Genomic DNA, 21741 nt, shown 5'->3' with positions numbered 1-21741 from the left:
GCGGCGATGCCTCAACCGGTTCGGATTACTGGAGCAACTTGGCACTGAGCTTTTGATCGCATGCGTCGACGATCGATTGGATCATCGTGTCGGCTTGCTGGCCGCTCAGCGTTTCGGTGGCGCTTTGCAATTCGACCGACAACAACACGCGTTTCGTATCTGGCCCGTCCTTGTCGGCATCGCGATACGTTTCGACATACCGCACGCCGGCCAGGTTTTCATCGACGGCCGATCGCACCACGGTTTCCAGTTCACCCCAACGGACGGATTCGGCCAGAACGAAATTCAAATCGCGTTGGATCGACGGGAACGGGCTGATCGACTGTTGCTGTGGCACCAGGTTGGCCAATTCGAAAACGACCGGCAGCGACAATTCCGCAACCTGGACCGGATCGGGCAACTTCCACGACTTCAGCGTGGCCGCATCCACCGTCCCCATGTATCCGATCTCGTACGACTGGCCGTCCACTTGAATCATCAACTTTGACGCGGTACCAGATTGAATCCCCTGGCAATCCACGACGTCGACCGTCAAACGTCCGTGCACCCCGAGGCGACTGCACAGTGATTCCACGATCCCCTTGAGCTGGAAGAAATCGCCGCCGCGAACCAGACCCAACGCGTAGGTCTCTTCGGGCAGCCCGTCATCGTCCTCCGATGGCAGATAGATGTGTGCGATTTCAAACAGGTCCGCGTGCAGGCTGGAGGCCGACCAATTCCCCGCACGACTGGAAAGCAGGCTGGGGATCAGCGAACGCCGCAGCCGACGCGATCCTTCCAACATTGCCGTTTGCGTTTGCATCGCGGGTCGATCGGTCCAGGGGCTGATCGATTCGTCCAGCTTTCGGGTCACGACGCTGGGGGTCATCGCTTCGGAAATCCCCGCCGACGTCAACACACGGCGGACTTTCGAAACGGCCGTATCGAACGGGCGAGCCCGACTGGGGGCGACCGGAATGGATGCGTTTTCGGGGATCTTGTCATAGCCATGGATCCGCGCGACTTCTTCGATCAAGTCGGCTTCACGTGTCAGATCATGACGCCACGTCGGCGGAACGAACGCGTGACTTTCTCCGACGGTCGACTTGTCTTCCTTACAGCCCAGGGCGGTCAAGATCCGCTGAATTTCCGTTTGGGCAATGCGGATCCCCAAGATTCGTTCGACCTGTGACAAACGCAAAACGATCGGCGGACGCGCGGGTATCTCCGGTGCAGTGTCTAGAACGCCGTTGCAAACCGTGCCGCCGGCGTGTTGGGCGATCAGTTGGCATGCCCGGCGGCTGGCCCAATCGATCCCGGCCGGGTCGACGCGTCGTTCGAACCGGTACGACGACGGACTGTGCAGCTTCAACGCCCGCGCGGTCCGTCGAACGGAAAGCGGCGTGAAGTCGGCGGCTTCGATCACCAAGTTCGTTGACGCTTCGTTGATCTCCGAATCAGCACCGCCCATCACGCCGGCGACCGCCGACGCTTTTTCGGCATCGGCGATGACGCACATCGACGGGTCCAGTGCGTACTGGCGGTGATCGATCGCTTCGATGGTTTCGTCTTTGTCGGCCGGACGGACGACGATCTTCTGGCCGGCGATCTTGTCATAGTCGAATGCGTGCAACGGTTGGCCGCATTCCAACATCACAAAGTTGGTGATGTCGACGACATTGTTGACCAGGCCGATGCCGACGCTTTCCAAGACGTCCGCGATCTCCGCCGGGCTTGGGCCAATCTTGACCCCCTGGATGACGCGGGCGGTGTAGCGGGGGCAAGCGTCGGGAAACCGGTTCTCCACGCTTAACAGTGATTTCACCGCCGTATCGCCTTCGGTCAATTCGACCTTGGGCACGCAAACCTGTTGATCGAACAGCACGCCGACTTCACGGGCCACGCCCAGATGCCCCAAACAGTCGCCGCGATTGCTGGTGACTTCCAAGTCGATCACGACGTCGTCACCAACCGTTTCACTGGACTCGTGATTCAATCCGGAAAAGCTGAATCGGTCCTCCAATTCCTTCTGTGGCATGTCCAGATTGACGTAGCGGGAAAGCCATTTCCAGGAAACAAGCATGTCGCTGTGTTGGGTGTTAAGCGGAACGGAGGCGGTGGAGATGGACGCACAGACGGAATCGACGGCGACCCGCCGGGGGCCACCGGCGCCGTCATCGAGCCACGGATGATAGAAAAAGTCGCCTGCGAAGGGGAGGCATGACGCGGTGACGGCACACAAACCGGTGACCGTCAAATCGTGCGACAAAAAATTTTGGCGATCGGCCCGTCATGCCGTGCAAACGCGAGCTAGGTTTCCCAAAGAGGATCAGTCCCGCGTCATCGTGGGCCGATCCCGCCCTTTTTCGCTCGTCCACTTGTCCCGAAGAACCGTCATGTCCGGAACGATTGCCAGAACCGTGCCGCGTCGATCGCGTCAGCAGCGCCGGGGGACTGCCACGGTGGAAGCCGCCATCGTGTTGCCCGTGCTGTTGACTTTGACACTGGGCACGATGGATTTGTGTTCGCTGTTTTTCCTTCGCGAAACCGTCACCTTGGCCGCCTATGAAGGTGCCCGAGCCGGCGTGGGATCCGAGGCGACCAACGGCGATGCGATCGCACGAGTCAACGAATTCCTGAGTCAACGCGACGTGGAAACCGGCGGCAACGCGGTGTCGATCGCGGCCCCCGGATTCGACGGTGCGGACACTCTGGAAAACGTCACGCTGACCGTCACCGTGCCGGTCAGCGGCAATCTGTTGCTGCCGGGATCGATCTATGACGGCTGGACCGTTTCGTCCAGCGTCACGATGCGCAAAGAATACGCCAACCAGGATTGATCAACATGCGGCAACCAAAAATCAATCGCCCGCGTCGAATCCGCACGCGTCGTCCCGCCGATCGTCGCGGTGCCGCGATGGTGGAATTCGCCGTCGTGGCCAACGTCCTGTTCCTGGTCATCTTCACCTGCTGTGAATTTGCCCGCATGAACATGGTCCGCAACCTGACCCAGGACGCCGCCTACTTTGCCGCCCGCCAAGCCATCGTGCCGGGCGCGACGGCCGCCGACGCGGAAGTCGAAGCCGAACGGTTGATGTCATCGATGGTCGGCGAAGGCTACACCGTGAACGTGGCGGAACTGGGTGAAAACAGTGAAGAAGTCAGCGTGACCGTCAGCGTGGACTTGGACGAAGTCGCGTTCTTTACGTCCATGTTCATGCCCAGTGCGACGATCGAGTCGACCGCTCGGATGCGAACCGAACGCTACGCCGGTTTCTACCAGCCGGATTGATCGGCCGAAACGCCGAAACATGCCAAGCCAACTTGATTGATCTCCTTTGCCATTTTCGTTCGCCGACCAGCCCACCATCGAGACCGCCGACATGAACGAGACGCTCCGCATTACCGCTTCGAACGAAAAACACTCCGGAACCACCGTCAACGCGTTGCACCGGAGAGTTCAACGGATGCCACGAGGCCGACGACGGGGAAGCGTGATGGCTCTGATGGCCTTCATCCTGCCGTTGCTGGCTTTGATGGCGGCTTTCTGTGTGAACCTGGCACACATGCAATTGACGCGGACCGAGCTGATTGTCGCGACCGACGCGGCCGCTCGCGCCGGGGGCCGTGCGTTCAGCGAAGAACAGACGGTCGACGCGGCCAAAGATGCCGCGGTTGCCACCGCATTGCTGAACAGCGTCGACGGGATGCCGTTGCAGTTGCGTCGTGAAGATGCCGCCAATGAGATCGAATTCGGCAGCACGTCGCAGCCCGGTGGCCTGGGCAGCCGATACTACTTCACCAAGGTTTCCACCGCCGACGTCGCCGCCAACCAAGTCATCGCCAGCGCCGTACGCGTCAATGGACGCCGCGATGCCAGTTCGCTGGGCGGCGTGATTCCGCTGGTGTTCCCCAAATTCTTTTCACGCGAATACTTTGAACCCACCCAACGTTCGGTCGCCATGCAGGTGGACCGAGACATCAGTCTGGTGCTGGACCGCAGCGGATCGATGGAATGGCTGACATGGCCCGATGGCGATTCGCCGTGGAACTATGACGTCTATGCCGAAGCTGCCGACGCGGGAATCCTGTATCGCAGCCGAGGCGGTTACTACTACAGTCGCGGCGAAGACCAGGCGTCGTTCGAACGCTGGGCCTGGGACAACTACTTCGATTACGACGTCCCACCGGCGGTGAAGTGGAATAGCCTGGTCGATGCCGTCGAAGCATTTTTTGATGTCTTGGACGACACCCCACAAAGCGAACAAGCGGCGATCGCCAGCTATGCCAGCACCGGATCGCGTGATTCTTGGTTGGACCCGGACTTTGACGTCGCGATGAATGCCGTTGACAACCTGAACACCGGCGGTGGAACAGGAATCGGCCGCGGCATGCGTGAAGGCATCAAACATTTTCAACATGCCAATGCACGCCCCTTCGCATCGAAAACGATGGTGGTGATGACCGACGGGAACCACAACACAGGCGAAGACCCTCTGGACGTGGCTCGTGAATTTGCGTCGACCTACAACATGACCATACACACGGTGACGTTCGGATCGGATGCCAACCAATCCGACATGCACGACGTGGCTGCGGCCTGTAACGGTAAACACTATCACGCCGAGAGCGGCGAACAGTTGATCGAGGTTTTTCAAGAGATCGCGAACAATTTGCCGACGCTGTTGACCGAATAAGACGCGTCATCAAAGACAGCCCCCGGAACGATCCGGACGTCCATCTGATTTGACGTTTTTCGTTCAACGTCGTCGTCATGACGACATTTTGAAAGCTAGACTCCATCGGGTCGATTGCCTCGACCGGTGGAGTTTGTCATTTCAGCTCCGCTGCAAGCACCTGTCAGCACGTCCGCTTTGCGAACGTTGCTTGATCGACCAGAAACTAATCCTTGTGCACTTCGCCGCCGATTTCAGCGCGGCGGGTGATTCCGGATGTAGAGAATTTTCCGTTTGATGACGCCCAATCAATCCCCGTCCGATGACCGCCAACGCAAGGCAGGGCTGACGCACAAAAAGCTGCTCGGCTTTGTGGTGTCTGCTGTCGTGACGCTCGGCAGTTTGATGTGGATCGTCAGCCTTTCGTCGCGGATCGTGGATCACCAATCGAACGAGGTGGACGCACGGGATGTTTCGTATTCACCCGGTGATCCGGAGTTTGACCGACTGTCACGTTCCGAAAAGGTGGAGGCCCTGCGCCGCGAGGCCGCTCGAATCGACGAAAACCTGATGTGGCGCCGGTCGTATCGATTACGCGAACAGCGACGAAGAAATCAGCCCGGGACCTATGAGGTCCACGAGTCTTGGAAACGGGAAGTCGAAAACTTGGAGAAGCAGGTCAAAGCGTTTCGCAATCCTGTTCCCGGATCCATCGGCTGGGACGTCCGAGAGCGGTTGAAGGAACTGAAGGCCGACCCGGCGCTTAATTCATCCGACCGTGAAAGTCTGCGCGACTGATTCGATCGCCATTGCGGTCGCCTCGGAAGCCCCTTCGCCAGCGGCCGACCGTTTGCGGCGATGGAATTCCCCGACCAGCGACTATGCTGTGTTTGCCGTTCTTGTCCGCCACGGCCTTCGTGACCACGCCGATCCGAATCGAACGTCCATGCAATTGCTTTTCCCCAAGCCGTGCCCGAAATTTCCGGCGCATGTGTGTTTTGCCATCGCCGTCTGCTGTGTGATGACCCTGGGCGGCGTTCTGAAGGCCCAATCTCCCTTTGACGCCCCGGCAATGGATGACGCCGGTTTTGGCGACAGCGATTTTGGAGACGGCGGTTTTGGCGATATGGATTTCGGTGGTGATGACTTTGGAAATCCGGGTTTCGATGACGATCAACCGGACGCCACCGGTGACGGCCAAAGCGGCACGGAAGAAGATCCGGATGCCCCGCCAGCGATCGCCGACACGCCGCTGGTGCGACAGACGCTGGACCTGGCATCACGAAAGCCGTCGACGATTCCAACGGCGGTGAAGTCGATGGCGACGATCGGCCAGTGGGCGGCGGTCGAACAACTGCTGGCGGGATTGGACGAGCCTGATGATGCGACGCTGCGCCGAATCGCCGTCGAAATGGGGCCCGCACTGATCTTGCGAGCGGGCGGTCGAGAGGAGTTGTCCGACGCGTCGCGAGACATCCTGCGGAAAGCTCAATCCGCGTTGGCCGATCAAAACCAATCGGACGAACGATTGTCCGCCGCGATCGACGACGTGCTGAGCGATTCCATTGACCGCCGCCTGGGCGGCAACCGCGTGCTGTTGCGTGGCGGCAACGCATCGATTCAACAAATCATCGGTCGCATGTTGGAACAGCCTGAATTGGCATCCAATCGCGACTTGATCGCGCTGCTTCGACGACTGGGTAAGGGCGGCGCCCGATCGCTGATCCAGCACGCCATCTATGGCGACGCGTCGGCCCAACAAGTCGCGCTGACCGCGTTGGCCGGGCTGCGAAGTCCTTGGTCGGACTTGCTGGCCGCATCGGCGCTTCACGGTCAAAACACTTCACAGGAAACACGCGAGACGGCGGCAAGCCTGTTGGCACGTCACGGAAAGGGGCTGCCGTCAAAGAATGCGACCGTTGCCGCTATCGGCAAAGCGATCGACATGCAGTCGGACCGAATCAGTCGCGTCGTCCCCGGCCAAGACATCGCAACGGCTTGGACGTTGGATCCCGACACAGGCGTGGCGGCTCCGGTGCAAACCGATGCATTGGCTGCCGAACGACGTCGCGCGACCGACCTGGCGTCGATTTTGCGTCGTATCGCTGATGTGCCCGCGTCGTTGATGCGAGACGCCGCGATTGCCGATGCCGGCTATCGCGTTTTGGTGGATCCGGATTTCGGTGACAACGAACAAATCAAATCGATGCTGGCGGCCTATCCCGAGCTTTCGACGGCGGTCGGCATGAACGACTTTTTGGACAAGGCTTGGGACAGCAGCGACTTCAAAGCCATCTCCGCCGGATTGGCCATCATCGGCTCGGGCGTCATCGACGTTCCCTCCGAACTGCTGGACAGCCACACGGCGACGCCCACCACGCTGGTCCGTCTGGCGTCCAGTTCATTGCCGCGGATCCGTTACGACGCGGCCATGACGATTCGCAAAATCGATCCAGGTGTCGCGTTCGCCGGCCGCAGCCAAGTCGACCGGACCATCGCTGCGATGCAGAAACTTTCACCAGGGCCGGTCGCGATCCTGATCGAAACGCGTCCCAATGTCCGAGCCGAATTGGAAACCGTACTGACCCAGCTGGGCTATCAAGTTCGCACCGTGGGAACGGTGGCCGGTGCACTGAGTGAAATCGTTGCCGGCGGCGACATCCGTTTCATCCTCAGCAAGACCCAGTTGTGGGATGCACAGAAGACCGAGCTGGCCGATCGAGTTCGCCGAACGTCGCTGGGCCGTCGTTTGCCGATCCTGTTTTTCGTCGACGACACGACCACCCCGTTTGATTTGGACCAGCTGGAATACCCACGCTGGCCGGCGATCACCCGAGTCATCGCACGTCCCTACAGCACAGCGGGGCTGATTCCCGTTTTGCAAGAGATCGAAATGCGGCAACCGGTCGTTTCGCTGGAGGCCGTTGATCGCGAACTGTACCGTCGCTGGGCCACCGAATCACTTTAAAGACCAACACGGGCGTGCGATCGTCATCGGCACAGAATCAGTCATTTCGCAATCGCGGCTTTCGCGGTATGGTCATGTCGGTAAAGCGTGATCGTTGTTGTCCTGTTTGAACGCACCCGCCATTCATGTCGCTGATCGGCAGCTCGACGACCGGACCCGATGAACCGCTTTTGCCGGGAATCATCGGTCGATCCGCCGGAATGCTGCAGGTGTATCGGATCACCCGTCGGGTGGCGGGCAGCAACGCGTCGGTGCTGATCCTGGGCGAAACCGGTGTCGGCAAGGAACTGATCGCTAACGCGATTCACGTGCTGAGCCATCGCAGTGGCGGCCCGTTTGTGAAGGTCAACTGTGGCGCGCTGAGCGAAAGTTTGCTCGAAAGCGAATTGTTCGGCCACGTCCGTGGCGCGTTCACCGGCGCGGTGGCCAATCGCGCCGGACGTTTCGAAGCGGCCGGCGGCGGAACGATCTTCTTGGACGAAATCAACAGCACCACCGGAACATTGCAGGTGAAGCTGTTGCGGGTGCTGCAAGAAAAGGAATTCGAACGTGTGGGGTCCACCAGCACGCTGCACACCGATGTCCGTGTCGTCGCAGCCAGCAACCGTGACCTGATGAAAGAGGTCCGCGAGGATCGGTTTCGCGAAGACCTTTATTGGCGTCTGAATGTGGTGCCGATTGTGATCCCGCCGCTGCGTGAACGTCGCGACGACATCCCCGCGTTGGTGTCGTATTTCTTGGACTACTACAACGAGATCAACGACCGTTATGTCGCGCACATCGGCGACGGCGTGATCGAAGCGATGCAGGATTATCACTGGCCGGGGAACGTCCGCGAGCTGCAAAATTACATCGAACGCGCCGTCGTCATGGCCGAAACGGATGAGCTGACCGTGGATCTGTTGCCGTTCTGTGTCAGCCAGCCGGCGGCGTTCCAGTCGATGTCGGGCGAGCCGCCGGAAACCGTGGACTGGCAATCATTGACCGACCAGTACGTCGAACGTGGGTTGAACGAATCGGGTTCGGAATCACAGAACGTCCACGCTCAAGTCGTCGAACAGGTCGAACGAGCGTTGATCGCTCAGGTCTTGCAGCAATGTGACGGCGTGCAAACGAAGGCGGCGGCCCGGTTGGGGATCAATCGCAATACGCTGCACAAGAAGATCAAGGATTTCGGGCTGGGCGGGGAATAGCCGTCTGTGGCTGCGGGTCGGAATCAAGGGACGAGATTCCGGGGAGGGTTTTTCGGCGCCCGCGCCCTCCCCTCCCTTTGGCTCGACCCTCCCGGAGGGAGGGTGAAGGAAATCCTAACTCGGCTTCACCCTCCCGCTCCGCGGGAGGGTCGGAATCGAGGGACGAGATTCCGGGGAGGGTTTTTCGGCGCCCGCGCCCTCCCCTCGCTTAGGCTCGACCCTCCTGGAGGGAGGGTGGAGGAAATCCTAACTCGATTTCACCCTCCCGCTCCGCGGGAGGGTCGGGATCGAGGAACGAGATCCCGGGGAGGGTTCTTCTGCCAGCGCGCCCTCCCCTCGCTTTGGCTCGACCCTCCCGGGGGGAGGGTGAAGGATATCCTAACTCGGCTTCACCCTCCCGCTCCGCGGGAGGGTCGGAATCGAGGGACGAGATTCCGGGGAGGGTTTTTCGGCGCTCGCGCCCTCCCCTCGCTTAGGCTCGACCCTCCCGGAGGGAGGGTGAAGGAAATCCTACCTCGGCTTCACCTTCCCGCCCCGCGGGAGGGTCGGGATCGAGGAACGAGATCCCGGGGAGGGTTCTTCCCGCCACCGCGCCCTCCCGGAGTGAAGGTGAATAAAAATCCGACGCCGGTTCGGATCTAGCCCGATGTCAAACTTTGCGGGTTAGGTGGCTTTTGACGATTTTTCGGATTTTTCCGAATTTGAATCGATGAAGCTGCACATTCTGGTCGATATCGCTGGTGAACGACGAATCGGCGGCCGGGGAACCGGCTGTTGATTGCGTCACGCCCCCCCTTCCGATCCAATTCAATTAATGGGGAAAGCCAGTGACTCTCTCTCGCGGCAACCTCGGTTTCACGATGGCTTTGGTGTTATGCCAAGCCTGGTTTACGTTTCACGGCAACTCCGCTGCGGCGGCAGGCCCCGGCCAGAGCACCGAATCGGCGGCTCGCGCCTCCTGGCGTCCTGTTCGCGGCGCTTCGGCACCTGACCTGGCGACCGGCTCGGCAACGCCCGCGTCCAATGCCGCTCGCGTCTCGGTGGTCCGTCAAGCTTCGGCTCAAGAAGAAATCATGCCGGCACCGATCGTCGACGCCGGCGCGGTCCCGATGGACGGCCAAATCGTGGTCCATGAAGGCCACCATGAGATCGTCATGGGCGACCCTGCGATGGTTTCCGGCGGCTGCGGTTGCGGCGACGCCGGCTGTGACGGCTTCGCCTGTGATTCGATGGGCTGCAACAGTTGCGGACCGGCGGGTTGCGGCGAACTGATCGGCAACAACACTTGGCGACCCTGTTTGACCCTGTGCTTGCCTCAAGACGGCTGGTTCAGTGCCGAATACCTGGGCTGGTACCAAGACGGCATGTCGTTGCCGCCGCTGGTCAGCAGCAACACGACCACCGTCACGCGTCCCCAGGCTGGCGTGATCGGTTCGCCCGGCTATACGACTTTGTTCGGCGACGATGAAATCCTGGACAGCGAAATCGAAGGCGTGCGAATCGGGTTCGGAATCTGGCTGGACAACTGCCACACGTGGGGCATCGGCGCGGACATGTTCAACGTCGGCGAAATCAGCACACGATACGAAAACAGCAGCGACGGCAGCCCCATTCTGGCACGCCCGTTCTTCAACACAGCGACCGGTCTGGAAGACAGCGAACTGGTTGCCTTTCCCGGCGTGGTCAGCGGCCGGGTCACTGTCGACGCGACCAGCGAATTCCAGGGCTGGGGCGTTCATTTCAAGCGACTGCGCTGTGCCGACGAAGGCTGCACCGGCGGCTTCCTGTGTGGATGTCCCCAACACTTTTGTCGTCGCACCGAAGGCCTGTTCGGCTACCGCGGCCTGCAGTTGGACGAAAGCGTTGCGATCCAAGAACGTCTGACCGGCACCGCTGGTGAACAGTTTGTGATCTCCGATTCGTTCACCACCCGCAACCAGTTCAATGGATTCGACCTGGGTTGGACCCAGCGATTGGTCCGAGGCTACTGGACGCTGGACACCGGTGTACGTTTGGCACTGGGAACCAACCGTCAAACCGTCACGATCGCCGGCAGCAGTGTGATCACCGATCCGGCTGGTACGCCGTCCACGCCGCAAACGTTCCAAGGCGGCTTGCTGGCACAGCGGTCGAACATCGGCAGCTACACGCAAGACGAATTTGCGGTCGTCCCGGAACTGAATGCCAAGTTGGGATACCAATTGACGGACAACCTGCGACTGACCGTCGGCTACACGTTCATCTACTGGTCCAACGTGGTGCGACCCGGTGAACACATCGATACCGACCTGAACCCCGCGTTGTTGCCGCCCGAATCGGATCCATTCACCGGCGTTCTGCGACCGTCGTTCGCCTTCGACACGACCGACTACTGGGCACAAGGCATCAGCGTCGGCGGCGAATATCGCTGGTGATCCACCCTTTCGGATCGAAACGGCCGGTTATGCCGACCGTGGCGATTGGGCGAGCGGGTTTTGCCTGACAGGCACCAATCGCCTGACCCAAATCAATCGCCTGAATTGCCCGACCCGATACCCATCACTACTTGCGCACGACAGTTGCCGTTTCGGCTGAACGTGCGTCTTTACCGCGGCCGGTCTGCCACCGATCGGCCGTGAACCTAGGCGACACAGTTTTTGATACGGAATCATCCCCATGGTCTTGCATCGATTGTTCCATCGTTTGACCGCTTCGGACCGCCGCGACCGATCGACCGGACGCCGCCGAATGGCTCGTCGACGCATGCTGCTGGAGCGTTTGGATCGACGTGAAGTGCTGGCCGCCAACATCGGCCAGATCGTCGGCGTGGCCTTCACCGACCAGACCGGCGACGGATTGACCGGGGACGACCCGCGATTGGGAAACGTCCAAGTCCAACTGTACCTGGACAACGGAAACGGCGTCTTCGACAGCGGCGTGGACACGTTGCAGGGGACCGTTTTCACCGACGCTGCTGCTGATCCCAATCCCGGCCAGTATGAATTCAACGACTTGCCGGCCGGCGACTACTTCGTCGTCCAGGCGACCAGCGGCACCCTGACCGCTCCCGATCCGACCCTGGTCACCGTCACCGCAGACAACGCGGACGGTGAGACCATCGTCACGATCGACGAATTCACCACCGGGGACCAATTGGTGACGGCCACCGGCGGAGCGACGCAGACCGGATCGGTCGCCGCCGGATCGGCACTGGGTGGCCAGCGGGACATGCAGCTGATCCACACCAATGGTGCCGGGAACACCAACCTGCAAGTCGACACGGGAACGGAACTGTTAAGCCTGTCGACCGGTGGCGGCGCGACGGCGATCGGAACCGTCGAATACGACGGTGCCGACGGCGCGTTCGGGTTGAACCTGCCACCGGGTTTCGCCACGCAGTCCTTGGCCGGTGCAACGGCGGGCGAAGCGGCACCGACCAACACCGGTTTGGAAGTCTTGGCTCGTGCGGAAAACCAAGATGAAACACTGCGGCTGATCGTCTATTCGTCGGCCACCGAAGCGTCCGAAGCCACGATCACCATTCCCGTCAACGCGACGCTGCAATCGGTGTTCGTTGACTTTGCCAGCTTTGCCCAAAGCGGTGATGCGGGAATCGCCGGACCGGCCGACTTCAACAGCATCGTGGCCGTCCGCGCCCAAGCGGAAGTCACGCTGGCGGACAACGACATCTTCTTTTCTGTCGTCGAATCACGTGGTCCCGATCCGGTCACGGCAAACCTGTCGAACACTCAACTGGTTCAACTGGGCGGAACGGTCTTTATCGACAACGGGCCCAACGCAGGCGAACAGAACGACGGCATCCAGCAGGGCACCGAAGCGGGCGTGGAAAACGTCGTCGTCGAATTGTACGAAGTGGCCACGGCCGGGGGAACAATCAACACCGCCACCGACACGCCGATCGATTCGGTGCAAACCGGCCCCGGCGGCGATTACCTGTTCACCGACCTGGATCCCGGTCACTACGTTGTCGTGATTCCGAACGCCGAATTCGGTGCGACCGAGCCACTGTTCGGGCACCAAACCAGCACGGGCAACGATCCGGCCCCCGATCCCGATGACAACACCGACGACGACGATAACGGTTCGTTGGTTGCCGGGTTCGGCATCGTCAGCGGCACGATCACGCTGGAAAGCAACAGCGAACCGACCACCGAAGCGGACGACAGCGACGCGGACGGTTTGAACAGCAATCGCAACCTGACGCTGGACTTTGGCGTCATCCCGGTGGTGGACCTGACGATCAGCAAGACCGTCAACGCGGCACTTAGCGGCGACGACGAAGACGATCAGGCGGTGTTCGACATCGCGGTGACCAACAACGGTCCGCTGACGGCGACCAACGTCGAAGTGGAAGACATCATCCCGGCCGGATTGACTTTCAACAGCTTGGCGAATGAAGGTTCCGCCACGGCCACGGTCAACGGTTCGACCATCACGATCGACCTGGGTGACATCACCAGCGGCGGAAGCTTTACTTTCCAAATCGTCGCCGACATCGATGCCAACCAAACCGACGATATCGTCAACACGGCAACCGTCGATACAGCCGACCAAGTGGACATCGATCCCAACAACAACAGTTCCACCGCGACGCTGGATCTGCGTAGCACCCCGCTGACGATCACCAAAGTCGATTTGACCGACCCTGTCGTCGCCGGCGGTCAATTCAGCTACGAAATCACGGTCACCAACACCAGCACGACCGACACGGCCAACGGTGTCCAAGTCGAAGACGTGTTGCCGACCGGCCTGACGTTCAGCAGTGGTCTGGTCACCCTGCCCGACGGCAGCACCAACGCCAACTTGGTCCAGTCCAACCCGGACGGCAACAACGCCGCCCTGGTCCGCGGCACGATCGGCAACCTGGCACCGGGCGAATCGGCCACCGTGACGATCACCGTGGATGTCGCGATCGATGCCAGCACGACAATCAACAATACCGCGACCGTCACCGCCACGCCCAACACCATTCCTGCGGGCAACGACAACGACGACGATGAACAAACCACGGTGACCCGCGAAGTCGATGTGCAAATCGACAAGCAGATCAGCACGCAAACGCCCGTCGCCGGCGGATCCGCGTTCACGTACACAATCACGGTTCAGAACAATGGACCCAGCATCGCTGAGAACGTGGAAGTCGACGACGACCTGGATGACCTTCTTTCCTATGTCGCCGCCAGCTTCAACGACAACGGCAGCGGCATCACATTCACACAAGACGGAACCGACCCGACGCTGTTGAACTTTGACATCGGCAGTCTGTCACCCGGTGCGGCCAACGCGGTCACGTTCAGCTTTGACGTCACCTTGGACGCGGCGGCCACCGGAACGCTGGACAATACCGCGGTCGTTTCCACCACCAGCACCGATACCGTTGCGGCCAACAACACGGACACCGAAAGCGTCACGATCAGCCGTGACGTCGACTTGGCGATCACCAAAGCGGTCAACGAAACGACTTTGGTTCCCGGTGAAATCACCGCAGGCAACCCCGCGTTGGTTTGGACGATCGAAGTCACCAACAACGGCACCTCGGATGCTTTCAACGTGGTCGTGTCCGACGACATCAACGACGAATTGAACGTCAACGGGCAAATCACCACGGTCACCGTCGACGCCGGAGCGTTCACGGTCACCAACCCGGACAGCACGCCGACCGTCTCGTTCGGCACGATTCCCGCGGGCGAAACACGGTCGTTCACGATCAGTGCGGAAATCCCGGCGGCTGCGACGGGCGACATCGTCAACAATGCGGTGGTCGACGCCGACGATATCAATCCGGTGACCAGCAACACGGTCACCACGACGCTGACGCCCGACTTCGACCTGACCGTCGACAAGACCGTTTCGGGGACCGCCAGTTTGAACCCCGGCAACCAAGTCACGTTCCAGATCGATGTGTTCCATGACACGGCAGGTGCCGAGACCAGCCCAAGTCGTGCAACCGGCGTGGTCCTGACGGACTTGTTGCCCGACGGCCTGACGTTCGTTTCGGCCACCGCGGCCGGATCATCAGTGACCCCGACCACAACGGTCAACGGCGACGGGACGACCAGCGTGGTCTTCAGCAGCTTTGACTTGGATCCCGGTCAAACACGCACCTTCACCGTCACCGCCAGCGTCGACAACGATGCCGACGGAACGCTGACGAACAACGCCAGCTTCGTCACCGACGCCGGCGAATCCGACACCAACAATAACGATGACGATGCCAACGTCACCGTCACACCGATCGTCGATGTCAGTGTCACCAAGACGGTTAATCTGGCTGACGCACAGGTCGGCAGCGAATTGGTGTGGACCGTCACGGTGACCAACGGCGGCCCGTCGATCGCCGAAGCCGTCACCGCGGTCGACACCCTGCCCGCCGGCGTGACCTTCGTCAGCGGCAGCGGACCCAACGGCGAATCTCTGACGCCCAGCGGCAACCAAATCACCGTCAACGGCGGCGACCTGGCATCAGGTAGCAGTTACTCCTTTACGATCCGTGCTACGATCGACAGCGGTGCCAGTGGCGATTTGCAAAACCAAGTCGCGGTATCGACGACGACCAACGAAACGGTCACCAACAACAACAGTGCTCTGGCGGTCACGTCCGTCGATCCGGTGACCAGCGAATTGTCCGGACGCGTCTACGTTGACGCCAACGAAAACGGCCAGTTCGACACGGGCGAAGCGGGAATCGAAGGCGTCACGATCGCTTTGACGGGCACCGATTCGCTGGGCAATTCGGTCAGCCGCACGGCGACCACCGATGCCAGCGGCGAATACGTTTTTGCCAGCCTGGCACAAGGCACCTACCGGTTGGAAGAAACCGAACAACCGGCCGACTTCCTGGACGGTGACGAAGACGCCGACAACAACTTGAACCCGACGATCACCGACGAAGTCTTTGCCGACATCGCACTGGATCCGGACACGATCGTCCCAGGATTCAACTTCGGCGAACTGGAACGGCCGCCGGAAGGCTTGTCCAAACGACGCTTCCTTGCCAGCAGCACTTGATGCGTTTCACATTGCAGCGGTAGCGACGCGGCTTCGCGGAGCCGGTGGTAAAACGGCCTCGTCGCCAACCGATTTGCAACGATCGAAACCGTCAAGCCAGCCAACGGCATAGAGAGAAAGGAAGCGTTGAACGCTCGGTCTTTTCTGGGGGGGAAAGACCGAGCGTTTTTTGATGCGCCGACCAGATACCCGCGCGACGACGCACAAACCAACCGTTTCCGGTCGCGGTTAAGCTCGGCGTTCGACCGAGGTCGCGTCGATCGTGTCACAGTCATCATGACGCCGCGGTTGGCGATGCGGGGCCTGGCCGAAGGGTCCCGGCCCCGAAGGTCCGCCGCCGCTTTGAAACACTTGAAACTGAACGCTGCCACGGTAACGCCGCGCAATGAATTGACGCACCATCGTTCGGCCGGCTGGAATCAACAGCGTGAATCCCAACGCGTCGGTCAACAAACCGGGGGTCAACAACAAGGCGGCGGCGAATGCGATCATCATGCCGTCCTGGATTTCCGTCCCCGGCATCCGGCCTTCGGCCATCGCCAAACGAAAACGACGCCATGCATTGACGCCTTCGCGGCGGGCCAGAATCGAGCCCAAAATCCCGGTGACCAACACGATCAAAAACGTCAGCCCCACACTGGTCACTTCCGCCAATTGGAGCAGCAAGTACAGCTCCATCAATGGAACCAGGATGAACGCGGCCAGCAGTTTGAAAAACATAGTGCACCAAATTGACAGGTGTTGTCGGTGATGTCACGCAGAGGATGCACGTGTCATACCAATCGGTCCGCCGGCACCGAAAATCAGGGGGACCACCCCATCATTGGTCGCCCAATTGGCGGATCGTTCCGAATAAGTGGCCGCCCTTGTCGTCGTGCGTCCACGTTCCCGCATAATGATCCTTGTGAATCATCACACGCGACGAAAACGTTCCCATGCCGGGAATCCACATCGAATCGATCGTGATGACCGGCGTGTTTTCCGCCCAGACGATCTTCAGATCCAGCGGGACTTCGGTATCGGTGTCGCCGTACGTGATCTTCGCCGTCAAACGATACATGTCCTTGGCGGGCAGCTTTTCACAGCGGCTGATCGTGTAGGCTTCCGGCTTGGGTGACGCATCAGGCTTCCCGTCGACAGTGAACCGACCCACGAATTGTGATTGGTTCAAATAGGCCGCCAATTTCGTTTCTCGTTCCGTCGGTGCGGCGTCGCCTTGGCTCGGCGTGCTGACCTGCCCGGGCTGCGTGATTGCCGATTCGTCCGCTTGACGGACTTCTTGGGCCGACGCCGATGAAAAACCCCAACAACACACCGTCAGCGATACCGCCAGGATCGGTGACACGGTGAGGGCCGGTGAACACAACAACTCCGGCGCACGCAATGAATCAGGAAAAGTCATCGTCTGTCTGGTTCCCCGCAGATGGATCGAAAGCGAACAGTTCACACGGCACCATGCAAAACCGTGACACGCAGATTGGTGATGCCGTGAAGCGCACTATACCCGCACCGCGTCATGATGTCGCCGAAAGCGTGGATCGCAAAAAAGCCAGCGCGGCTTTGGCGAACCGCGGCTGAACAATCGAAGGGTGCCCGCCCAAGGTCACCATCTTTTCCTGATAACCGTCTTCACCGCTCAGCACGATGATCCGCACATCGGCCGCCGGCAAAGGCCGGTCGTCATGCAGTTCCAAAGACGGGTATCGATCAACCGCCAAAACATGCGTCGCACCAAAACGATGAGCCAGCGTCCGCGCCGAAGCCACCCAGTCGTCGCCTTCGGCCAATTTGATCACGTCGTCGGTCACCGCCAGTGATAATCCGCCACGATAGGCCGGTGTTTCGCCGAGCGCCGCAAACCAGTCCCCCAGCGGCGCAGCGAAACCGAATTCGATCACCAGCAACGATTGCCCCGTCGACCGCAACATCTGGTCGACCGCATGATGTTGTTCAAAGTTTTCACCGCTGCCAAAATAGTAGTGGCCGACACGACGCATGATCTCCGCTTCGGTTTCCCGGATCGCTTCGTCACACTGTTCTTGCGAGCTGCCGGTCGCTGTGATCCGCAGCGAAATCGTCGCCGCCGAAACCGTGATGCCGACCCGAGGTTGACGATCGCGGGCGATCATGTCCCCCAGCTGTTGTTCCATGTCACTTTCGCCGGTGCCGAAAAACCGCATCACGTGATGACGGATGACGGTGTCGCCACCGGCCATCGCCGCGATCCTTGGGGCCACCGTCTGGTCGAACATGGTTTTCATTTCGGCCGGCACGCCGGGCAAGGCAAAGATCCGTGACGGAATCCGTCCTTCGCGGTCCACCGCCAGATCGACGCCCGGTGCGGTGCCTTGGGGATTGACGATTTCATCGGCCGACGGCGGAAACATCGCTTGCAAACGATTTCGCTGCGGCATCTCGCGTCCACGCCGGGCGAACATCGACTCGATATGCTGAAGCGACGATTCCCGCAGCTCCAGCGGCTGGCCGACCAAGTCCGCCATCGCCTGACGTGTCAGATCGTCCTGCGTCGGCCCCAGGCCTCCGGTGCAAACGATCGTATCGGCACGCTGAACCGCTGCTGCAAAGACGTCAATGTTGTCTTGCAAACTGTCGCCGACGGTGGTGTGAAAATCGACGGTGACGCCCAATTCGCCCAATCGGCGACTGATCCATTGCGCGTTGGTATCCAGACGAGCCCCACTGGTCATTTCGTCGCCGATGGAGATGACTTCCGCGTTTAGGTGACTCATGCTGCGCCGGGCCAGTGGATGGGTGGGGGACCAGTGAAGTGGTGGGAAACCTGTGCGATGGTGACGCCAAGACGAACGGGACCTACGCCAGCCGCCGGAAGCCCACGCCCGCCATTCACAACAGCCACCTGGATCGATTCACCAGGTAGCCGGTCGCACGGTGTTTCTGGCATCGAACTGTAGCGTCACCGGCGGCGTGGTGCCTAGCAGACGTACCCGGTGGACGTACCGCGAATCATGGTCGCGAAGCAACGTGCACCGCAGGCGATCCGGCGCCCCTGACCGTCGTCCGTCTGCGTCACCCGGCGGCGAAGCGTCACCGTTCACGTCGATTTCGATTTCGAAATACCACCACACATAGGCCCCGTCGGGTTCTTCGCCGACCCAGTGGTATCGTCCGGCCGCATCACCGGTCGGCTCGGCACCGATACCGAAATTTCGTGCCAGATAGACAAGCCGTTGTCGTGTCGGCAACGACAGGGTTTCATCATTTCCATCGCGCCCCGCCGTCGGCTCGGGTTTGGCGTCGGGAACGGAAATTCGTGACGCGATTTTATCGATCAGTTCCGCGTCCAACACGTCCAATCGCAAAGCGACTTCCAAACGGTTGGATTTCGCATTGAACTCCACTTCCGCCTCGGTCGCGTGGACCGGATGCAGAAAAAGCAGACCGAACAAAGCGTACGCGGGCATCAACATCACCGTCTCCATCACGTTGCCTCACTCCGATGCATCATCCTGTTTTTCCTTGGCGTCCTCCGGCTTGGGCTTGTCGGATTCCTTTTTGCCAAGCCCCGCCTTTTGCATCGGGTTCTTACCGGATGATTTCGACTTGTACAGCTGAAAGCGAGACGGCACCACACGGGGCGGGAAATGGTTGTTCGACAGATCGACGTCGGCGGTTTGCCGTTGCGGGTCGACTTCGATCCGCAGGATGCTTTTTTCAGTGATGAACAGCTTTCGCACTTTACGGCTGTTGGCCCGCCAGATCTGTGCAGGGATCGTCACCTTTTCATTGGAACCATCATCAAAATACAGCCGCACGATGATCGGCATGACCAGCCCGCCGACGTTTTCAAACGTGGCGACATAAAAGTTGGATTTGCTGCGCAGCATCGCCCGCTGACGGTCATCCAAGCCTTCGATCATTTTATGAAAGGCTTTGCGTTGGTCTTCGTCGACACCGTCGGGGTCATAGTCAGGGCTGTTGTAGTAGTCCTTCAGTCCCGGTTGCCAATCGATGCGACGTCGCAGACCGGCGTTGCGTTCTTCACTGAGCGTGAGTTCCTTTTCGGCCTTTTCATCACGCCGCCGATCGGCCGCGTCATCGGGGTCCCCGTCATCGATCGTGTACAGCTGCAGATCGGTGATGGCGATGTCCACGTGATCGGTCGTGTAGAACCAACCGTGCCAGAACCAATCCAGATCGGTCGCCGAGGCGTCTTCCATCGTGCGAAAGAAATCCGCGGGCGTGGGCCGTTTGAAACGCCAGCGTCGACAGTATTCACGAAACGCAAAATCGAACAGTTCGCGTCCCAGGATGGTTTCCCGCAAGATGTTCAGGGCCGTCGCCGGCTTGGCGTAGGCGTTAGCGCCGAATTGCAAGATTTCTTCGCTGCCCGTCATGATGGCGCGTTGATTGCCGCCCTTCATGTATCCGGTGATCTTTTCCGGCTCGCCGCGACGCGACGGATAGTCTTCTTCCCATTCCTGTTCGGTCAGATACTGCAGGAACGTGTTCAGTCCTTCGTCCATCCACGTCCATTGCCGTTCGTCGCTGTTGACGATCATGGGGAAAAAGTTGTGGCCGACTTCATGGATGATGACGCTGATCAAACCATACTTGGTGGCTTTGCTGTACGTCCCATCCTTTTCCGGCCGCGGCCCGTTGAAACAGATCATCGGGTACTCCATCCCATACACCGGGCCGTTGACACTGATCGCGGTGGGATAGGGATAGTGAAACGCATAACGGCCATAGACGTCCAAGGTGTGGACGATTGCTTCGGTGCTGTACTGGCTCCACAACGGTTCGGCTTCGTTGGGATAGAACGACATCGCCATCACCGATTGATCACCGGAAACGGTTTGCATGGCGTCCCAAATGAATTTGCGACTGGCGGCGAACGCAAAGTCACGGACGTTGTCGGCGTGGAAGACCCACGTGTGCAGATTCTTCGACGGGTCCGCCGATTCGTTGGCGGCAGCTTCGTCGGGCGTCACGATAAAAACCGGCTTGTCCGACTTTGTGGCCTGTTTCAGACGTTTCTTCCAAGCCGGCTGGTAAACCTGATCAGGATTTTGCAGCGTGCCGGTCGCCGCAACCACCATGTCGTCGGGCACGGTCAAGCGGACCCGGTAATCCCCCAGTTCCAACGTGAATTCGCCGCGTCCTAAAAACTGTTTGTGCTGCCATCCGCAGTAATCGGTATACGCGGTCAGACGCGGGTACCACTGGGCGATTTCATAGATCCGGTTTCCGTCATCAAACGACTCATAGCCGCCGCGACCCCCGATGACTTTGGTTTCGATGATGTTGTAGTGGTATTCGACGCTGAAGCGGATCGATTGACCGGGCATCAAGTCGTCGGGCAGATCCACACGCATCATCGTGTCAACGATCGTGTGCGGCAGGTCTTCTTGTTCGTCATTGCGAACCGCATCGATCTTGAACCCGCCGTCAAAGACTTGCTTGGCCAGCAAGCCACGCATCGCGCCGAACGACATTCGTGATCCGAAACTGGGGGCCGTCTGGGTCATCACGGCCGCCGAATCGGGGTGGAAACGATTCTGGTCCAATTGCAGCCACAAGTACCGCAGCGGGTGTGGCGAATGATTGTGATAGGCAATCCGGCAAGTGCCACGGATCGATTGATCGTCGTCATTCAGCGTTGCATCGATTTGATAGTCGACACGTTGCTGCCAATAGGCCGGGCCGGGCGCTCCGCTGGCAGTTCGCGTCGGCCCCGGTGTGGGCAACCGAGCATCGATCTGGGCGAACCGGTCCAGCGGATCAACGTGCTTGGCGTTTTGGATCCCTTGGGCGGTTGCCGGTCGCCGGCCGAAGCGGTCGCCCAGACCAGGGAAGCCGAAGACCAGGGCCAACGCGCAAATCGTGATTCGGTGTGCGGGCATGAAGGATCGCAATCGTTTTCGGCGGAGGAAAC

14 protein-coding genes are annotated in these 21741 nt (G+C 60.0%); 8 read left to right on the top strand and 6 right to left on the bottom strand.

Annotated elements, in window-relative coordinates:
* Positions 1–25 precede the first annotated feature (25 nt).
* The gene (gene pheT, locus HFP54_RS13130) at positions 26–2062 is read right to left on the bottom strand and encodes a phenylalanine--tRNA ligase subunit beta (protein ID WP_168565467.1); all 2037 of its coding nucleotides are present in this window, start codon (positions 2060–2062) and stop codon (positions 26–28) included.
* A 313-nt stretch (positions 2063–2375) separates the two neighbouring features.
* On the opposite strand from pheT, the gene HFP54_RS13125 reads away from it, so the two are divergent.
* The 8 genes from HFP54_RS13125 (at position 2376) to HFP54_RS13090 (ending at position 15824) form a co-directional block, all read left to right on the top strand.
* Positions 2376–2819: a TadE/TadG family type IV pilus assembly protein gene (locus tag HFP54_RS13125; protein ID WP_146413774.1), complete on the top strand. Its 444-nt coding sequence runs from the start codon at positions 2376–2378 to the stop codon at positions 2817–2819.
* A gap of 5 nt (positions 2820–2824) precedes the next feature.
* Positions 2825–3271, top strand: coding sequence for a TadE/TadG family type IV pilus assembly protein (locus HFP54_RS13120; RefSeq protein WP_146413775.1), 447 nt, complete (start codon positions 2825–2827; stop codon positions 3269–3271).
* 91 nt (positions 3272–3362) lie between these two features.
* The gene (locus HFP54_RS13115) at positions 3363–4676 is read left to right on the top strand and encodes a vWA domain-containing protein (protein WP_235951730.1); all 1314 of its coding nucleotides are present in this window, start codon (positions 3363–3365) and stop codon (positions 4674–4676) included.
* Positions 4677–4952: 276 nt separating this feature from the next.
* On the top strand, positions 4953–5453 hold the full coding sequence (locus tag HFP54_RS13110; protein WP_146413776.1) for a hypothetical protein: 501 nt from the start codon (positions 4953–4955) through the stop codon (positions 5451–5453).
* Between the two features lie 148 nt (positions 5454–5601).
* Positions 5602–7623: a hypothetical protein gene (locus tag HFP54_RS13105; RefSeq protein ID WP_168565465.1), complete on the top strand. Its 2022-nt coding sequence runs from the start codon at positions 5602–5604 to the stop codon at positions 7621–7623.
* A 200-nt stretch (positions 7624–7823) separates the two neighbouring features.
* Positions 7824–8816, top strand: coding sequence for a sigma-54 interaction domain-containing protein (locus HFP54_RS13100; protein ID WP_390657368.1), 993 nt, complete (start codon positions 7824–7826; stop codon positions 8814–8816).
* 860 nt (positions 8817–9676) lie between these two features.
* Positions 9677–11230: a BBP7 family outer membrane beta-barrel protein gene (locus tag HFP54_RS13095; RefSeq protein WP_168565463.1), complete on the top strand. Its 1554-nt coding sequence runs from the start codon at positions 9677–9679 to the stop codon at positions 11228–11230.
* 241 nt (positions 11231–11471) lie between these two features.
* Positions 11472–15824 carry a beta strand repeat-containing protein gene (locus HFP54_RS13090; RefSeq protein WP_168565462.1) on the top strand — a complete coding sequence of 1451 codons (4353 nt, stop codon included), beginning with the start codon at positions 11472–11474 and terminating at the stop codon, positions 15822–15824.
* A gap of 228 nt (positions 15825–16052) precedes the next feature.
* Here the strand turns inward: HFP54_RS13090 and HFP54_RS13085 are convergent, their stop codons facing one another.
* The 5 genes from HFP54_RS13085 to HFP54_RS13065 all read right to left on the bottom strand — a co-directional run bounded on the left by HFP54_RS13085 (position 16053) and on the right by HFP54_RS13065 (position 21709).
* Positions 16053–16544 (bottom strand): FxsA family protein, encoded by a 492-nt coding sequence (locus tag HFP54_RS13085; RefSeq protein WP_168565461.1) that lies wholly within the window; start codon positions 16542–16544, stop codon positions 16053–16055.
* Positions 16545–16644: 100 nt separating this feature from the next.
* Positions 16645–17226: a hypothetical protein gene (locus HFP54_RS13080; protein ID WP_168565460.1), complete on the bottom strand. Its 582-nt coding sequence runs from the start codon at positions 17224–17226 to the stop codon at positions 16645–16647.
* A gap of 112 nt (positions 17227–17338) precedes the next feature.
* Complete coding sequence (locus HFP54_RS13075) at positions 17339–18574, bottom strand: competence/damage-inducible protein A (RefSeq protein ID WP_168565459.1); 1236 nt, start codon at positions 18572–18574, stop codon at positions 17339–17341.
* Positions 18575–18712: 138 nt separating this feature from the next.
* Positions 18713–19285, bottom strand: a complete 573-nt coding sequence (locus HFP54_RS13070; protein WP_168565458.1) for a DUF6702 family protein — start codon at positions 19283–19285, stop codon at positions 18713–18715.
* 9 nt (positions 19286–19294) lie between these two features.
* The gene (locus HFP54_RS13065; protein ID WP_168565457.1) at positions 19295–21709 is read right to left on the bottom strand and encodes a M1 family metallopeptidase; all 2415 of its coding nucleotides are present in this window, start codon (positions 21707–21709) and stop codon (positions 19295–19297) included.
* Between the last annotated feature and the right edge of the window lie 32 nt (positions 21710–21741).

Origin of the sequence: Crateriforma spongiae, from assembly GCF_012290005.1 — a bacterium.
GTDB classification, from domain to species: domain Bacteria; phylum Planctomycetota; class Planctomycetia; order Pirellulales; family Pirellulaceae; genus Crateriforma; species Crateriforma spongiae.
Note: the sequence above shows the minus strand (reverse complement) of the source record. Positions and strands in the feature narration are given on the sequence as shown.